The sequence below is a fragment of the Desulfoluna sp. genome (genome assembly GCF_030145185.1).
GTDB lineage: Bacteria > Desulfobacterota > Desulfobacteria > Desulfobacterales > Desulfolunaceae > Desulfoluna.
Window position 1 is genome coordinate 50,812 of the sequence record NZ_JAQYWB010000030.1, and the last position, 16,721, is coordinate 67,532.

Here is a 16,721-nt window from a genome sequence, read left to right on the forward strand (position 1 = left end):
CAGAAAAAAATGACCGAAACCATTCTTGTCAAAGAAGATTTTCTGGCTTTTATCACCTGTCCATCCTGTTGCCTGGTAAAGGAACAGGATGTCGCTCATTTTATGGGGGTCAAGAGCCGGGTCCGGATTCGTTGCCGGTGCAGTTGCGGTCACATCTTTCATGTCCAGCTTGAGCGGCGACAGTTTGCTCGTAAAGAGGTCTCTCTCCCGGTTGTCTGCAAGGTAAAAGCAAGGGGGTACAAGCTCTCGGGCACCGTCACGGACCTTTCTCAATCCGGCTTGAGGGTCCGGTTGACCACCGCCGTACCCCTTGAAGTGGGCATGCGGGTGGATCTTGCCTTTCAACTCGACGATCGAGACCAATCATTTATTGAAAAATTCGGTACCATTCGCAGCATCAGTGAATTGGAGGTGGGGCTGGTCTTTGACACCACCCAGCATTATGGCAAACTGGGTCTTTATATTGAGTTTCATTAAAAGGGCGGCCATCATGATTAGAAGGGGATTGAAAATTCGATGCGATACTCCATGACGATCTCATCGCCCAATCCTTTATTGCTGTTGTCTTCAATGACCTTGGTCTGAATCCCAATCCAGGCGGTCTGCCAGACTTTGGATGCGCTGGGTGGCAGCATATAAGCAACCATGGCGTGGCCCAAAGCACATCCTGCAAAGTACAGATCCACATCCCGGGACTCGGGGTGACGACCCAGAATGGGGTTGTTTTCTTGAAACTTATCTGGATTGGCGGCGATGGTGCGAGTCTGACGCCAATCTTGATACAGGGTGTAAATAAAGCAAAGCTCCCTGGCCGAGGTCTCTTGGTTCCACGAGGTCTCTGCGGCCTGAGTGGCCGGAACCGTCAAGACACCGGCAACCAGAACTGAAAGGGCAATCAAAAGATTAATTCGTAAGGTTTTCATGGGCTCTCTTCTCCTTCAAGGGGTTGAATTCCTTGTTTAAAGAAGAGAGATTACACGCTTTATGCCAAATTTATGATTTCAGAAAAAACGTCATTATATAAGGCTGTTATATTTATTGGTTCGAGTGACACTTAAATAAAGATCGCCTTACGAATGTTCCCTTTTAAGGTGCGCTGTCCGGGGCGTTGAACAGCCCATCGATAAAGAAGACTGTCTGCGAAAGCTTTTGATAAAAAAAGCCCCACCCATGAAGCGTTGGCTTCGTGGGTGGGGCTTTTTTATTTTAATTCAACGCTAACCCGGATATTTCACAAATCAAACAAAATACCGTGGATTACATTTTGCATTTTTGGAACGACTGAAAATATTACCACAAAGAATTGTCATTACGACTTATTCCTTAGCCCTGATTGTTTTCTCATGAAATATCCGGGCTAAGGCCCCGGCTCAGTGAGAGTCGAGATAGCCTTGAATACTTTCAGCCACGGTTTTAAAGGTCCAGTGACGTTTGGTATCATCGGTTTCCAGAAGGGTGATGCGAAAGCCCTTCCGTGTACAGCAGAAACCCGTTAAGGGGACCACACAAATGCCTGTGGCGGCAAGAAGATAGTAGACAAAGCGTTTGTCGACTTCTACATTATCCACTTTGCCTTCCGTATAACGCCGAATGCGATCATCTTCAATGGGTAAGGACTGAAGATTGTTCAATGCCCCATCATCGAAGAGTACAGACATATAAAACGCACCCTTGGGTTTGATGACGGAAATACCCTTGATATTCTGTAAGGCCTGATAGGCTTCGTCGGCCCTCTGGCTGAACATCTCTCGACGCGTCTTAAGGTGCCCCTTGTAGTTGGGATGCCCCATCACAAGAGGAATGGAGTGTTGGGGAAGACTGGTGGAGCAGACCTCCAGCATTTTGGCGTTGACGATACTTTGAATGTACTGGCGGAACATGGGGTAACTGTTCTGGTTGTAGACCTCGATCCAGCCACATCGTCCGCCTGGCCAGGGGTACTCTTTGGAAATTCCCCGCAATGCCATGCCCGGAACCTCACCGATCACTTCACTTAAATGAACGGTCGCGGTATCGTCATACACGATGTGTGAATAGATCTCATCACAGATCACAAAAAGACGGTGGCGTCGTGCAATATCCACAATCTTCTCCAGGACGTCCCGGGAGTAGACCGCCCCGGTGGGATTGTCCGGGTTAATGATCAAAATACCGGCAATGGCGTCGTTGTATTTGACCTTGTTTTCCATGTCCTCAAGATCGGGAATCCAGCCGTTTTTGGGATCCAGCTCATAGGTAAGGTGCTTGTACCCCGAGTGGGCCGCCTCCGCAGAGGAGTGGGTGGAATAGGCAGGGGAGGGTCCGATCACCCGTGCTTCACGCTTGAGAAATCCAAAAATCTTTGCCACGGCGTCCCCCAGGCCGTTGAAGAAGACAATATCATCCCGGGTAATCTGCGTGCCGCCTCGCTGGTTGACACAGTCCGCCAGAAACTGTTGTGTTTTAGAAACGCCGCGCGTCGCCACATAGCCATAGGTATTATCACGGCTGACAAGGTCTGCAATGATCTCCTTGATCCAACTGGGAATCGACTCACCTTTGGCTACGGGATCCCCGATGTTCTCCCAGGTGATGTCGACGCCGAATTCCGCCAGCTCATTGGCGACCTCCACGATTTCACGAATTTCGTAGGTGAGCTGCCCCGATCCGACATGTACAATATTTCGTCTCATTTTTCCACATTTCCTCTGACAATCCATGGGCCGAAAATCCGGCTTTATTCACATATATTTTTGGGTTTCGCGATCCAGTTCACGCTGTCAATACAAGGGGGGGATGGGTTTATCTTCGGTACAGGGGCTACTGTGGAACACGGGTGAATCGTGATCCGCCCACAAAAACAAAACAGCAGGGGATGTAAAAACCAGCATCCCCTGCTGTGATCATGCCGTCGTCTCATGACAAATTAGTGTTCTAACTCCTCAGAAATCTTTTCAAGAACTTTTTTGGCAATATCACCGGGAACTTCATCGTAATGAGAAAAATTCCGGACGAAGGTCCCACGACCGCCGGTCATGGAGTTGAGGTCAGGGGCATAGGTGAGAATTTCAGCCATGGGTACATGGGCATTGATCACCTGATATTTGCCTTCGCTTTCCATACCAAGCACGCGGCCACGGCGTGAGTTTAAATCCCCCATAACGTCCCCGGTAAAATCATCGGGGATAATCACTGAAACGTTCATCACCGGTTCCAGTAGAACACCGCCAGACTCTTCACTCGCTTTTTTAAAGGCAGCGGAGCCGGCCATCTTAAAGGCCATCTCCGAAGAGTCCACCGCATGGAATGAACCGTAGTCCAGAGTCACCTTAAAGTCAACGCAAGGGAACCCTGCAAGCCCCCCCTTGACGGAGGATTCTTTGATGCCTTTTTCCACGGCGGGGATGTACGTTTTGGGAATGACGCCACCGACGATGGCATCCACAAATTCAAAGCCGCCGCCCCGAGGCTGAGGTTCCAGAACAATCCAGCAGTCTCCATACTGACCATGACCCCCGGTTTGTTTCTTGTGCTTGCCCTGGACACGGACCTTCTTGCGAACGGTTTCACGGTAAGGCACTTTGGGTGACTTAATCACCACCTCAAGATTAAATTTTCTTTTTAGTTTTTCAATGGTGGCTTCCACGTGAACCATCCCCATCCCATTGAGGAGAATTTCTTTGGTTTCGGCCACACGGTCAAGCCCTAGCGAAGGATCTTCCTCCTGGAGTCGGGACAGGGAGGAGAAGACCTTGTCTTCGTCCCCCTGTTTGGCGGCCTCCACGGCAAAGGAGATGACAGCAGCGATGGGCTCTGTGGGTGTAAGGACCAGTTTTCTACTTTCGTCGCACAGGGTCACACCGGTGTAGGTCTCTTTCAGCTTAGCCACAGCAACGATGGCGCCAGCCTCGGCATAATCAATGGGCTTCTGATCTTTCCCGGCAAGATAAAGGAGCTGGGAGTAACGCTCTTTGCTGTCTTTGGAGGTATTGTAGAGAGAGCCGTCTTTGCCGAGGGATCCGGAGACGATTTTAATCAGGGAGAGTCGTCCCGCATAGGGATCCACGATGGTCTTAAACACATAACCGGAAAAGGGGGCGTTCACATCAACGGGGACTTCTTCCCCATCGGTTGTCAAAAATGGCGCGTGTTCCAGGGGGCTGGGCAAGGCGTCCACGATAAAATCTGCCAGAAGGGTAATCCCTAAATTGGCGGTGGCAGAGCCGCAGAGGACCGGCATGAACTGTCGCGATTTGATCCCGTTTTTCAACGCTGCGATCAACTCATCGTCCTTAATCTCATCCCCTTCAAGATAGCGTTCAAGCAGCTCATCATCGGCTTCGGCGATGTTTTCAATGAGCTCTGCGCGTTCGGATTCCACCTCGTCGGCCATACCTGCCGGGATATCCTTGGGCACGGGTTTGCCATCGGAAAAACCGTAGGCCTTCAGGGTGATCAGATCCACCACACCCTGGAACGCCTCTTTTTCTCCGATGGGGAGCTGGACGAGGATGGGTTTGGGATCGAGGGAATTCACGGCGCTGTTAAAGGCTTGTCTGAAATTGGCGCGCTCGTGATCAAGTTTGTTGATGAAGCCCATGGCAGGGATGTTGTTGTCTTTGGCAAAAAGTGCGGATTGTTCGGTGCGAATATCGGCTCCGGTGCAGGCATCGATAACGATGACGACAGCGTCAGCAGCAGGCATGCAGGTTTTGGTGTCAGAAAAGAAGTTTTTGTCACCCGGGGTGTCGATGAGGCTGATAATGTGCTTTTTCCAGTCGTATTGGAAAAAGGAGCTACTGAGAGATGCGGTTCGACGCTGTTCCTCTTCAGAGTAGTCCATAACGGTGTTGCCTTCTTCCACGCGGCCGAGTCGGGTGGTCGCGCCGGAATTGAAAATCAAAGCCTCGGCAAGGGACGTCTTGCCTGCACCTCCATGGGCTGCCAGGGCAACGTTTCGCAGATTATCAGAAGATAACTTCATTAAACAACCTCCTCAATATGTGATGATTCGATCCTGTACCTATGTGACGGTCTCTTCTCCTGAATTACATGTTTTGCCTCTCGAGAGTTCACCCTGGATCCGTGTGAGCGTCCAAGGTCAATCGAGTGCTCCTGCAACGCCTGAGGGGATTCACCCTGTTCAGGCGTTGTCTATATAATACCCTTATGAACTTTGGTATATATACCAACCTCGTCAGTATTTCAAAGAGATAATGAACTCACGATTGCCTTTGGGACCCAGGATGGGGGAGGGAATGACCGCTTCCTTTTTCAGTCCAATTCCCTGAAAAAAAAGGCTCAAACTGTCAATCACTTCCGTGTGCTGGGCCGGGTCCTTGACGACCCCACCTTTGCCCACCTGCCCCTTTGCTACCTCAAATTGAGGCTTAATCAATGCGAGAATTCTTCCCTCTTTTTTGAGAAAATTAAGGGCTGCCGGTATAACCAGCTTCAATGAGATAAAAGAGGTATCAATGGTCACCAGATCCACACGCTCCGGCACCTGCTCATCTGTGAGGTAACGGATATTGGTGCGTTCAAGTACCACAACCCTCGGATCCTTTCTCAGGGACCAGGCCAACTGGCCATATCCCACGTCTACGGCATAGACTTTATCGGCCCCATGTTGAAGCAGGCAATCCGTAAAGCCCCCTGTAGAAGCCCCGATGTCAAGACATACATCATGCTCAATATCTATTTCAAGGGTTTTCAAGGCTTCCTCAAGTTTCAACGCCCCGCGGCTGACATAAGGAAAGTCGTGCACTTTGACATGAATCTCTGCGCTTGTCAGTACACGGGTGCCTGCCTTGGTGACAGGTGTCCGGTTTACCAGCACTTTTCCTGCCAGAATCAAGGCCTGGGCTCTCTGGCAGTTCTCCACCAACCCCTTCTCAAGAAGGAGTTGATCTATTCTCATTTTTACATCTTCACTCAAAGGTTTTCCTTATCCTTTCCTGTTATTGGCCGTCACTGGCCAAAGGGGTGACGTTCTCCGTTTGCCCCAGCACACGGTAAGACGCCTCCATAACACCTTCCACTGAAATTCCCTGTCGACGACACACGAGATCTCTGGCCCCATGCTCTACAAATCGATCTTCAATTCCGACACGAGCCGTTGCGATATTAAAAAGTCCTTCGTCGGAAAACAGCTCCAGGACGGCACTGCCGAATCCTCCGGCTTTCATGTGCTCTTCGACCGTTACCACGTGGGTTGTTTTACCGGCCCAGGTGAGGATCAGGTCCCGGTCCAGGGGTTTGACAAAGCGCGCGTTGATCACCGCGGCCTCAATCCCTTTTTGCGCCAGACGTTCCGCCGCTTCCATGCAGAGGGACAGGGTGGTGCCGATGGAGAGCAGCAGGAGATCCTTACCTTCCCGTTCGAGGGATCCTTTTCCTATGGGAAGGGCGGGAGCGGCCTCGTCAACGTGGACTCCCCGGGCGGCACCCCGAGGGTAGCGCAGAGCGATGGGGCCGTCGTGTTCCAGGGCGGTCTTCATCATACGCCGGAGTTCATTTTCATCCGCCGGTGCCATGATCACCATGTTGGGCAGAGGCCTCAAGTAGGCCAGGTCAAAAAGGCCATGGTGTGTGGGGCCATCTTCGCCCACGATGCCGCCACGGTCTACGGCAAAAATTACAGGAAGCCTGTCGAGACAGACATCATGAAGGATTTGATCGTAGGCTCGCTGCAGAAAGGTGGAGTAAATCGCCACCACCGGCTTCAACCCCTCGGTGGCTACACCGGCTGCAAAGGTCACCCCATGCTGTTCGGCGATGCCCACATCAAAAAAGCGATCAGGGAAGCGCCTGGCAAACTCCGTAAGGCCTGTGCCTTCGGGCATGGCAGCCGTCACGGCCACAATACGCTTGTCCATTTCGGCAAACTCAACCATGCTTTTGCCGAAGACGTCGGTGTATGATGGGATTTTCGCCTTGGCTTTCATGCTGTGCCCCGTCTCTTTTTCAAAGGCGCCGACGCCATGAAAGTAGACGGGATTGGCCTCAGCCGGAGCGTATCCCTTGCCCTTCTTGCTCATCACATGAAGAAGCACCGGCTTGTTCAGCTTTTTGATGTTTTCAAGAATATCGATGAGGTGCTCGAGGTTATGTCCGTCAATAGGCCCAAAATATTCGAATTTAAAGGCCTCAAAGAGCATGCCAGGGGTAACGAAGGCCTTGAACGACTCCTCGGTTTTTTTGGCAAACTGATAAATATCATCGCCCACTTTGGGTAAGGCTTTCACTGCCTTTTTAAATTCACTCTTGAGATCTTGAAGGTACTTGGCCGAAAAGGTCCGGCTTAAAAAAGAGGAGAGGGCGCCCACGTTTTTGGCAATAGACATCTCGTTGTCGTTTAAAATCACCAGATGATTTCGACTCGAGGGGCCAGACTGGTTGAGTCCTTCGTAGGCAATGCCCCCGGTGAGACTGCCGTCGCCGATGATGGAGATGATTTTACCGGCTTCCCCTTTGATGTCCCGGGCGCAACACATGCCGTAGCCGGCAGAGACGGACGTGCTGCTGTGGCCGGTGGTAAAGGCGTCATAGGGGCTCTCTCTTACCTTGGGAAACCCCGACAGCCCTCCGAGGGTTCGAAGGGTGGGGAAGGCGTCTCGCCTTCCGGTGAGAAGTTTATGGGCGTATGCCTGGTGCCCCACATCCCAAATCACCTTGTCAAACGGCACATCAAAGACATAATGCACCGCGATGGTCAGCTCCACGACCCCAAGGCTGGAAGCCAGGTGCCCGCCATTTTTAGAGACCACATCCACAATATTGTCCCGAATCTCCCGGGCAAGTTGAGGAAGCTGGTTTCTGTCCAGTTTCCTGAGGTCTGCCGGAGAATCGATCTGATCTAAAAGTGTCATCACCATCACCTGTATGGTTATTCCCCACCCAGGGTGAGGAAATAGAGTTCGTTTAAGGCCCCTCGGTGGGGTCAGCGTTGACGCTGGATAACGTAAAGGGCCAATGATTTCAAGGGCTCGGCCCTCTCTCCAAAATCGTTTAGGGCATTCAGCGCATCTTTTACCAGGTCGGCCGCGTAAGCCTTGGATTCGGCGAGTCCCATAAGGGACGGGTAGGTGGCTTTATCATGCTCTGCGTCTGTGCCCACGCCCTTGCCCATAAGCGCCGGATCGCCTTCCACATTCAGAATGTCATCAGCCACCTGAAAGGCGAGACCAATTTTATCCGCATAGGATTTCAAGGCTGCCCGCTGGGTTGGGGTGGCACCGCCCAGAACGGCACCGGCCTCGACAGAGGCACAAATCAAGGCGCCGGTCTTCAGTCCGTGAAGTGCACGCAGCGCAGAAAGATCCAAGACCTTTCCCTCGGCCTCGATATCGCGCATCTGTCCTTCAATCATGCCAAAGGATCCGGAGGCTTTGGCTATCATGCGGATGACGTCAAGGGCAAGGTCCGCTGGAAAGGTGTCTTCCATGGACAACAGATGAAAAGCAGAGGTCAAAAGGGCATCACCTGCCAAAACGGCCGTCGCTTCGTCAAAGGCTTTGTGACAGGTCAGACGGCCTCGTCTGAAATCATCATCGTCCATGGCGGGCAGATCATCATGCACCAGGGAGTAGGTGTGAATCATCTCCAAGGCACAAGCCGCCTTCAAGACGGAGTCCGGCTGACCGCCCACAGCTTCGCAGGCTGCCATACAGAGAATGGGTCGAAGTCGCTTGCCACCGGCCATAAGTGAATATTCCATGGCCTGGCCAACACGGCCGTCAACAGGAGGGGTTGACACATTCAGAGACTCTTGAAGAGCGTTCTCCACGATGTGTCGCCGCGCGTGAAGATATCCATCCAGTGCGAAGGCACTCATTCGGCGCCCCGCTGATCCAAAGGCTCAAAGGGGGCATCTTCCAGGCCTTCCTCGGTTTCACCTGTCAGAATCCGTACCCGGGTCTCCGCTTCATCCAGGGTCTCGGAACAGGTTTTTGAGAGTTTCACCCCCTCCTCAAAACGCTTCATGGCCTTGTCCAGAGGAAGATCCCCCGACTCAAGCTCTTCAACAATGGCCTCCAGCTGAGCCACCGCCTCCTCAAATTTCTTTTTTGCCATCATCTTTCCTTTCAACAACGGCCGTTAACTTGCCGTCTGCGAGAACCACATCCAGTAAAGACCCGATTTCCACCTGGGACGTCCGGGTAATCACTCCACCGCTTTTTACATCGCGCACAATGCTGTAACCCCGGTCCAGAACCAGCTGGGGGCTCAACGCTTTAAGGTTTTGTTCCAGGCGGATAAGAGTCGCCCGTTTCTGGGCCTGCCCCTGTTTCATGGCAAACACAAGACGCCGCGTCAACCCGTCGGTCGCTTGCTGGCCCCGGGCCACGGCCAGCAGGGGAGACGTCTTGGATAATTGGGCAAATCGCCAGGCGAGAGTAGCCTGGTGGCCGCTCACCACGCGTTGTATGGCCCGTGCCATGCGCTGGGTGAGTTCATCAATCCGCAATCTGTGATCATATATTTTTTTTTGAGGGTCCACAAGTCGGCGGGATGTTGCATTCAGCCGCTGCCTGGATTCTTCGAGGCGTTGCCCGAGGGCCCGGATCAACCGGACCGTCAGCAGCGCCACATCCTCTTCGAGTCGTTTTTTCTCCGGAACCGCCAGAGAAGCCGCCGCCGTTGGCGTGGGAGCCCGCATATCCGCAGTGAAATCCGCGATGGTGTAGTCGGTCTCATGGCCCACGGCGCTGATGACCGGAAGCACCGACTGATGGATGGCCCGAGCCACTCGCTCACTGTTAAACGGGGCCAAATCCTCCAAAGATCCCCCCCCACGGGCCACGATGATCAGATCAACAGCCATGTGGCGGTTCAGCAGGGCGAGGGCCGTCGCAATATCGCTGGAAGCCGGTTCTCCCTGAACCCTTGCCGGAACCACCAGAAGATCCACATTGGGGTACCGAAGGCGAAACACCGTGAGCATATCATGGACCACTGCGCCGGTCGGCGAGGTGACCAGCGCAATCCGCCTGGGAAAGCGGGGGAGGGGACGCTTGCCTTCGGGATCGAAGAGCCCCTCGTCTGCCAGTTTGCGTTTGAGCTGCTCGAAGGCAAGCTGAAGCGCTCCAGCCCCTTTGGGTTCCATGAATTCGAAGATGACCTGATAGGTCCCACGGGGTTCATAAAGACTGACGCGCCCAAGGCCGGTGATGGTCTGGCCGTCTTCCAGCCGAAACTTTAGCCGGGAAGCCTGGCCACGAAAGATCACACCGCTGATCTGCGCATTTCGGTCCTTCAGCGTAAAATAACAGTGGCCGGATGATGGGATGCGGAGATTAGATATTTCGCCATAAATCCAGACATATGGAAATCGATTTTCAAGTAATCCCTTAATTTCTCGGGTCAAACTTGAAACCGAATAGATCTCTTTACGTTCCATGATCTTCGGGTCTTTCCTGTGGGTTGTGTCCAAGGTTCGCCGGGCCTCTGGATCAGGCCAGGTTGCAGGGGAATTTCAATCACCGAGTCAGACAATCTAGCACAGTTAAAGGAGGGGTTCAACCAAAGAGCCCATTTTGCCTGTGCTGCCATGCGTCGGTCCGACGAAATGGGATGCCTCAAAAAACAGGAAAAAATTATTTATCGGCAGGAAATCCGGTCAATGACCTGTATAATCAGGCTCATACTAACAAACCACCTTTATTTCGATCTATTAATAACGTCTGATAATGAATATTATGTAAACTTTTTATTTTAGAATCAAGGAATGTGCCCTTGCAGGCAGATTCTCTCAGGCCACATGTTACATTGTATGGTTTGCCCCAATCCAACCCTTTGGGCCTGTGGCTTTAACGCGTCACCCCATCTTAGAAACGTCTGCACTGGCCTGAGCCTGTCCGTGGCTATAGAAAAACCTCACCGCTCTCCCTCAATAAATTCCCTGACCATCGGGGGAATATGGACGGTGTCCAGGTCCATCTGGGAAAGTGTTCGTCCCAGGATTCGATTCTTATCACGGAGTTTCTTCCGTTTATCCATAATAAAAAAAAGATCTCCGCGCACCAGACAGAGCCCACTTTGAACTCGAATGGACGTTGCCCTGAAGCTGTGCTCCTGATACGTGACGCCCAATTTTTCAATTATGAGCTTCAAATGATCAAATAATTCGGTCTGAGGCAGCTTCATGGTCCATGCTTTTTTTTCGCCCCGACGTTTTTCGCTTCACATTGGGGCAGATTGTTTTAAAGGGTTCTCTATCTGGCATCCATCTATCTTTAAAACCGACAAAGGTCAAGCCCGTCCCATAAGCCACACCCCGGGATCGTGGCGAGGTTTTTTCTAAGGGCGATCGTTAAATTTTTGTCATATTTTTGGGGCGACCACCCGGAATGGCACTATAAAAGGCCTCTCAAAACGATTCCCTTCGTTATTACAGGTTGAATTTGAGAATTCCTGTGTTATCTTTTTTGAGGTAGACCCGGTTGGCCTGGTATGTGTCTGTTATCTTTAAGGCCACATCGTTAAGGCTTACGCACCTTCGTATCATTCGTGCCGAGTCATCATCAACTTTTCAATTCGGAGGATCAATGCAGTCTTCAACTGTTCAAAATGTCCGTTCCCAGACAGCGGTAAACACCTTTCTTATGAGTGTCTACAACTGGATGGCTGTGGGACTTCTTCTTACCGCAAGCGTGGCCTGGTATGTGGCCAATTCCCAGACAATGCTGGAGCTTATCTTTGGCAACCGCATTGTCTTTTTTGGATTGATTATCGCTGAACTTGGGATGGTCATGGCGATCTCCGCCGGTATTCAGCGCATGAAGGCAAGCACCGCCACCCTGCTGTTTATGCTCTACTCCGCAATGAACGGTGCCACCCTGGCCTCCATTTTTATCGTTTACACCCGTTCCTCCATCTTTTCCACTTTTGTGGTCTGTGCCGCCATGTTCGGCACCTGCAGTGTTTACGGGATGGTGACCAAAAAAGACCTGACGGGCGTTGGTAACTTCATGTTCATGGGCCTTATCGGCATCATCATCGCCACCGTGGTGAACATCTTCCTCCAGAGCTCCGGTATGGCGATGCTCATCTCGTATGTGGGCGTGGTTGTTTTCGTGGGCCTTACCGCTTACGACACTCAGAAAATCAAGGCCATGGCTCTGTCTCAACCGGGAGATCTGGACAGCGGTGCCCTGCGCAAAGGCGCCATTATGGGCGCCCTTACCCTCTATCTTGATTTCATCAACCTCTTCCTGATGCTCCTTCGTATCATGGGGAATCGCGATTAACCTCGCCCTGCCCTCACCTTTTTTAAAACAAAACGGCCCGTGAACCTTATATTGGTTCACGGGCCGTTTTTGTTTAACGCATTCGCAAACCATCTTTCAAGGTGGCTCACCTTGCCGCCGGAGGCATTTATTTTTCCCCGATTTCACTGCGGACGGCGTCGGCAATTTTTTCTGCGCAACCTCGGGTCAACTCCGCATCCTCCCCTTCCACCATGACGCGAAGCATCTTTTGAGTGCCGGAATAGCGCACCAGGGTTCTCCCTTTACCGTTCAGGGCTTTCTCAGCGTCCTGAATAGCTTGGGTCACCTTGGTCAGAGATTCCAGGGGTTTTTTCTCGGAGACGTTTACGTTGATGAGCTCCTGGGGGAAAACGGTCATGGCCTGTTTGAGTTCGGACAATGGCTTCTGGGTCTCGACCAGAACGGTCAGGAGAAGCAGCGCACTTAAAAGACCGTCTCCGGTGGTGTGACGATCGAGAAAGATCATGTGCCCAGAGTCTTCACCGCCAACCACGGCGCCCTTCTCTTTCATGGCGAGCATGACGTGGCGATCCCCCACGGCGCTTTTGATATGGCAAATATTCTGCTCGGCAAGGCAGGCTGAGAGGCCCATGTTGCTCATCACCGTGGTCACCACGGTATCCTTGGTGAGAAGCCCCTTCGCTTTATAATACCCGGCCACAATGGCGATGACCTGATCTCCAGAGACCACCTCTCCCTGTTCATCCACACAGATCAAACGATCGGCATCCCCATCAAAGGCGAGACCGGCGTGGGCGCCTTTGGAGAGAACCAGGGACTGCACCTGCCCGGGGTGTTCGGAGCCACATCCGGCGTTGATGTTGACCCCATTGGGGGCGGCGTTGATCAAGGTCAGGTCGGCTCCGGCCCCTTTCAGCAAGGCCTCCACCAGCGCGCTGGAGGCTCCGTTGGAGGCATCGGCCACCAGACGCAGGCCCGCAAGAGAGACAGGACACGCCTCTTTCAAGAACTGCAGGTACCGATCAGCCGCCTGGGAGAGATGGTGCATGGTTCCACTGCCTGTGACGGAATCCCGATGGGCGGCCAGTGCCTCGGCATCCTCCATCAGGGTTTCAATCTTTTCTTCCACCGCGTTATTAAACTTGAATCCGGTTTCATTAAACAGCTTGATGCCGTTGTCCTCAAAGGGGTTGTGAGACGCGGAAATCACCACGCCTACGGCGACGGTCTCTTCGGATGCCGTCAGAAAAGCCACCGCGGGTGTGGGGATGACACCGGCCAAGGCCACATTCGCCCCCATGCTCATCACTCCGGAAGCCAGAGCTGAGGTCAGGGCCTGGCCTGATTGCCGGGTGTCCCGTCCGATGATCACCGTGTGCTTTGACGGCGTGGTAAAGAGCGCTGCCACGGCCTGCCCCACCCGCAGGGCGGTTTCCACGGTCATGGGTTCTGTGTTGAATCTGCCGCGTATTCCATCGGTACCAAAAAATTTCATATTTTGCCTTTATTCAAGTAGGATAGAATCAATAGTTCACGCATAAATTAAAGGAAAACTCTGGGCAGCCTTTGCTTCTGTCTCGCGGACAATCTCGAAAAGCCACTCCCGCCCGAGAGATCGAGGTGAGGCGTGCAGGCCGTGAATCGTTGCAAGGTAACCGGCATCGGGATCCTTTTCGCAGAGCGTGGTAAGCACCTTGGGAGCCGGGGCTGCGACGTGGGTCTCCATCAACGCCTGAAGGGCTGCCTGAAAGCCCTCAACCTGATCGATCACCTCTCGCTTCTGGGCGGCCAGGGGAGACTCTTCAGGGATCAGGCCATTTTCCATTCCCAGGGCCAGGGAGGGGGCCAATTTCCCGCAAAATGCAGAGAAGCGCTTGACGCGTTCGGCAAGGGCCCGGTCCAGGTTGATCAGGTGGCCTTCATGAACCTCATGGGGATACGCCGCCCCCACAAAATGCCCTCGGATATGTCGGGTCCACGCCATCAGGGCCATCAGATTCGCCATATAGTGAATATTATTTTTTACAATGCGTTTTATGTTCCGATAAATCCCCTCCGGAGCCGCGATGGAACCTGCCCGGAGGGCTCCGCCAAAATGAAGGCGCCCTTCTCTTTCCTCATCTTTTCGCATGAGTGTGCCCGCGGCGACCACGGTCCCGAAAGCCAGGCAACTCGGCCCCACGAGTCCTCCCTGCCCTCCAAGGAAAATGGGCCGCTTGTCGAGCATCACCCCCTCAGGGACGTTGCCCAGAAGAGAGGCGGTCGCCTTGTCCTGCTGGGGGGTATAATTAAAATGGATGTAGGAGCTGCCGACTTCGCTGTGGTCCTTGCGGCTGGTGCCACCGGTCATGAGCACATCACAAAAATTGATAAGGCTTCCCAGGGTGACAAAGGGAAGAAGAATGGTCTGCTTTAATCCCACAGTATGAGCGCAGGAGGCCTCTTCTTCGAAAATGGTCCCTTCCCGCAGATGGGCACCGGACCCAGCCTGGGCTCCTTCAAGGAACACGGCTTTTTGGGCATACCCTCCTTTCAGGCGAACCCCTCGGGCCAGCTGACAGGAGTCCAGGGTCATGGGGGCCTCTTCTCCCAGGGTGACCCCGGCACCAATGAAGGTGGTTTTGCCCGAGATACGGCAGCCACTGTGGAGGGTCACCCCATCGCCGGAAATGCGATCGACCCGCACCTCCGGGGCAATTTCAATGCTCATGGGCGCGGGGATATGCACCCCTTTCGCCAGAAGCGCCTGAATTTTTTCGCTGGGTGTCTGTTCGTTCATGCTTGCCTCTTGTAGGGGTGTATGGAAAACATCACAAATGTCATGTTTTTAACGGCTGAAACATACCAAGTCAAGGGAAAGCCCCACAAAGGGCGGGGCTGTTTTCCATGCGGGAAGAGCCTATAAACCATTTTCCCCTTGTGCCTGGCCGTCACCAATATTAATATGAAATGTTGTGGTTCGCCTTAGACCCTGCACCCACGAATAATTGACGATTTCTCAGGTTTGCCATGATGGCCGTTGGACACGACGCCTTTCGGCTTATCCCCCGGGAACATGACACTACAAATTGGAGCAACGATGACCGAAAAAGGATTCAGGATCAGCAAAACCCCCGTGTGGACCAAGCTGAAAGAACATGCAGAAGAGATGAAGAGACCTGAATACCATTTAAAGCATCTGGTCCAGCAAAAAGGCCGACTTTCAAATTTTTCATTGAAACATGTTGATTTTTTTTACGATTATTCGAGGCAGCGGGTCACAGAAAAAACCATGGGCCTCCTTTTTGAGCTTGCCAAAATAGCCAGAGTGCACCGCAAGTATCGCGATAAGGTCGATGGACTCAAAGTCAATGTCACAGAAAACAGGGCGGCCCTTCACACCGCAGCCCGCAGCTTTTCCGGTCAGACGATTCTGGTGGACGGGGTCAATGTGATGGAAGAGATCGACGCTGTTCGTCGCAAGATTCGCACCTTCAGTGAGAACGTACATAAGGGCACCATTTGTGGCAGCACCGGGAAAAAATTTCGACACCTCGTGGTCATCGGTATCGGCGGGTCTTACCTCGGCACCGAGTTTGTGGCCAATGCCCTTTTTGCCTATGCGGACAAAGGCCTTGAACTGCATTTTCTCTCCAACGTAGATTCCCACAATTTTGAGACGATCAAAACGAAAATCAACCCCGAGACCACCCTTTGCATTGTCATCTCAAAAAGCTTTACCACCGTTGAGACCATGGCCAACGCCATGCAGATGAAAGAGTATATGACCTCCTGCGGCCTGGACGCGATCAAACACTTCGTGACCGTCACCAGCAAGGGCAGTCCTGGGGATCAGGGCGAGAAGTCTGGCATTGAGACCTTTCATATGTTTGATTTTATCGGCGGCCGGTTCAGCGTCACCTCAGCCGTGGGAGGGGTCCCTTTAAGCCTTTACCTGGGATACGACCGATTCGAACAATTTCTTGAAGGGGCCAGGGAAATGGATATTCATACCAAATACGCCCCCTCCCCCGAAAATATTCCTCTGGTGTCCGCCCTCATCGGTATCTGGAACAACAACTTTCTCGGATACCAGTCCCAGGCGATTATTCCCTACGCCTCTCCTCTTGCCAAGTTGGCCCCCCATATTCAGCAGCTGAATATGGAGAGCAACGGCAAGTCTGTTACGATCAACAACTATGAACTCGATGAGTCTTCTGGAGTCATTATCTTCGGAGAGCCGGGGACCAACGCGCAGCACTCCTTTTTTCAACTGGCCCATCAGGGCCACCCTTTTCCCATCGATTTCATTGGCGTCATCACGCCCCAGTACACGGAAGGACACTGCCGGCCCCACGGAGTCACCAATCATCAGGAGCTTTGGGCCAACCTCATCTCCCAGGCCACCGCCCTTGCCGTGGGCAAGGACTCCGAAGAGAAGACCCGGTTCTTTCAAGGCAACCGTCCCTCCTCTACCCTCTTGTTGAACGATCTTTCTCCGGTGAATGTGGGGCGTCTTCTCGCCTATTA

Annotated in this window: 14 protein-coding genes; 3 read left to right on the plus strand and 11 right to left on the minus strand. The window is 52.7% G+C overall.

What is annotated here, in order from left to right:
• Nucleotides 1–9: 9 nt before the first annotated feature.
• Entirely contained in the window at nt 10–477 is a 468-nt protein-coding gene (locus Q1Q75_RS11495; RefSeq protein ID WP_300670514.1) for a PilZ domain-containing protein, read from the plus strand.
• Nucleotides 478–494: 17 nt separating this feature from the next.
• Here the strand turns inward: Q1Q75_RS11495 and Q1Q75_RS11500 are convergent, their stop codons facing one another.
• From Q1Q75_RS11500 to Q1Q75_RS11540, 9 genes are all read right to left on the minus strand, one after another.
• Nucleotides 495–923, minus strand: a complete 429-nt coding sequence (locus tag Q1Q75_RS11500) for a hypothetical protein (RefSeq protein ID WP_300670517.1) — start codon at nt 921–923, stop codon at nt 495–497.
• 447 nt (nt 924–1,370) lie between these two features.
• Nucleotides 1,371–2,672: a pyridoxal phosphate-dependent aminotransferase gene (locus tag Q1Q75_RS11505; protein ID WP_300670520.1), complete on the minus strand. Its 1,302-nt coding sequence runs from the start codon at nt 2,670–2,672 to the stop codon at nt 1,371–1,373.
• A gap of 233 nt (nt 2,673–2,905) precedes the next feature.
• The gene (fusA, locus tag Q1Q75_RS11510; protein WP_300670522.1) at nt 2,906–4,963 is read right to left on the minus strand and encodes an elongation factor G; all 2,058 of its coding nucleotides are present in this window, start codon (nt 4,961–4,963) and stop codon (nt 2,906–2,908) included.
• 213 nt (nt 4,964–5,176) lie between these two features.
• Nucleotides 5,177–5,899, minus strand: a complete 723-nt coding sequence (locus Q1Q75_RS11515; RefSeq protein ID WP_300670525.1) for a TlyA family RNA methyltransferase — start codon at nt 5,897–5,899, stop codon at nt 5,177–5,179.
• A 40-nt stretch (nt 5,900–5,939) separates the two neighbouring features.
• Nucleotides 5,940–7,850 (minus strand): 1-deoxy-D-xylulose-5-phosphate synthase, encoded by a 1,911-nt coding sequence (gene dxs, locus Q1Q75_RS11520; RefSeq protein ID WP_300670527.1) that lies wholly within the window; start codon nt 7,848–7,850, stop codon nt 5,940–5,942.
• Nucleotides 7,851–7,921: 71 nt separating this feature from the next.
• Nucleotides 7,922–8,815, minus strand: a complete 894-nt coding sequence (locus Q1Q75_RS11525) for a polyprenyl synthetase family protein (protein ID WP_300670530.1) — start codon at nt 8,813–8,815, stop codon at nt 7,922–7,924.
• On the minus strand, nt 8,812–9,054 hold the full coding sequence (gene xseB / locus Q1Q75_RS11530; RefSeq protein WP_300670532.1) for an exodeoxyribonuclease VII small subunit: 243 nt from the start codon (nt 9,052–9,054) through the stop codon (nt 8,812–8,814). The genes Q1Q75_RS11525 and xseB overlap by 4 nt, the downstream gene beginning before the upstream one ends.
• Nucleotides 9,035–10,381, minus strand: coding sequence for an exodeoxyribonuclease VII large subunit (xseA, locus tag Q1Q75_RS11535; protein ID WP_300670535.1), 1,347 nt, complete (start codon nt 10,379–10,381; stop codon nt 9,035–9,037). The genes xseB and xseA overlap by 20 nt, the downstream gene beginning before the upstream one ends.
• A 476-nt stretch (nt 10,382–10,857) precedes the next feature.
• The gene (locus Q1Q75_RS11540) at nt 10,858–11,127 is read right to left on the minus strand and encodes a hypothetical protein (protein WP_300670538.1); all 270 of its coding nucleotides are present in this window, start codon (nt 11,125–11,127) and stop codon (nt 10,858–10,860) included.
• Between the two features lie 401 nt (nt 11,128–11,528).
• Here Q1Q75_RS11540 and Q1Q75_RS11545 point away from each other — a divergent pair, with 401 nt between their 5' ends.
• Nucleotides 11,529–12,230 (plus strand): Bax inhibitor-1/YccA family protein, encoded by a 702-nt coding sequence (locus Q1Q75_RS11545; RefSeq protein ID WP_300670540.1) that lies wholly within the window; start codon nt 11,529–11,531, stop codon nt 12,228–12,230.
• Nucleotides 12,231–12,357: 127 nt separating this feature from the next.
• Here Q1Q75_RS11545 and glmM read toward each other — a convergent pair whose 3' ends face one another.
• Both glmM and Q1Q75_RS11555 read right to left on the minus strand, forming a co-directional pair.
• A complete protein-coding gene (glmM, locus tag Q1Q75_RS11550) occupies nt 12,358–13,707 on the minus strand; it encodes a phosphoglucosamine mutase (RefSeq protein WP_300670542.1) in 1,350 nt (449 codons plus the stop codon).
• Between the two features lie 36 nt (nt 13,708–13,743).
• Entirely contained in the window at nt 13,744–14,991 is a 1,248-nt protein-coding gene (locus Q1Q75_RS11555; RefSeq protein ID WP_300670545.1) for a protein GlmU, read from the minus strand.
• A 300-nt stretch (nt 14,992–15,291) separates the two neighbouring features.
• Here Q1Q75_RS11555 and Q1Q75_RS11560 point away from each other — a divergent pair.
• On the plus strand, nt 15,292–16,721 hold a 1,430-nt coding region (locus Q1Q75_RS11560), incomplete at its 3' end, for a glucose-6-phosphate isomerase (RefSeq protein ID WP_300670547.1).

Bases quoted from the DNA above. Each gene is read 5' to 3' on its own strand.
- dxs (WP_300670527.1), bottom strand. From the start codon at position 7,850: ATGACACTTTTAGATCAGATCGATTCTCCGGCAGACCTCAGGAAACTG.
- Q1Q75_RS11545 (WP_300670540.1), top strand. From the start codon at position 11,529: ATGCAGTCTTCAACTGTTCAAAATGTCCGTTCCCAGACAGCGGTAAAC.
- Q1Q75_RS11525 (WP_300670530.1), bottom strand. From the start codon at position 8,815: ATGAGTGCCTTCGCACTGGATGGATATCTTCACGCGCGGCGACACATC.
- Q1Q75_RS11515 (WP_300670525.1), bottom strand. From the start codon at position 5,899: ATGAGAATAGATCAACTCCTTCTTGAGAAGGGGTTGGTGGAGAACTGC.
- Q1Q75_RS11540 (WP_300670538.1), bottom strand. From the start codon at position 11,127: ATGAAGCTGCCTCAGACCGAATTATTTGATCATTTGAAGCTCATAATT.
- Q1Q75_RS11505 (WP_300670520.1), bottom strand. From the start codon at position 2,672: ATGAGACGAAATATTGTACATGTCGGATCGGGGCAGCTCACCTACGAA.
- glmM (WP_300670542.1), bottom strand. From the start codon at position 13,707: ATGAAATTTTTTGGTACCGATGGAATACGCGGCAGATTCAACACAGAA.
- xseA (WP_300670535.1), bottom strand. From the start codon at position 10,381: ATGGAACGTAAAGAGATCTATTCGGTTTCAAGTTTGACCCGAGAAATT.
- fusA (WP_300670522.1), bottom strand. From the start codon at position 4,963: ATGAAGTTATCTTCTGATAATCTGCGAAACGTTGCCCTGGCAGCCCAT.
- Q1Q75_RS11495 (WP_300670514.1), top strand. From the start codon at position 10: ATGACCGAAACCATTCTTGTCAAAGAAGATTTTCTGGCTTTTATCACC.
- Q1Q75_RS11555 (WP_300670545.1), bottom strand. From the start codon at position 14,991: ATGAACGAACAGACACCCAGCGAAAAAATTCAGGCGCTTCTGGCGAAA.
- xseB (WP_300670532.1), bottom strand. From the start codon at position 9,054: ATGGCAAAAAAGAAATTTGAGGAGGCGGTGGCTCAGCTGGAGGCCATT.
- Q1Q75_RS11500 (WP_300670517.1), bottom strand. From the start codon at position 923: ATGAAAACCTTACGAATTAATCTTTTGATTGCCCTTTCAGTTCTGGTT.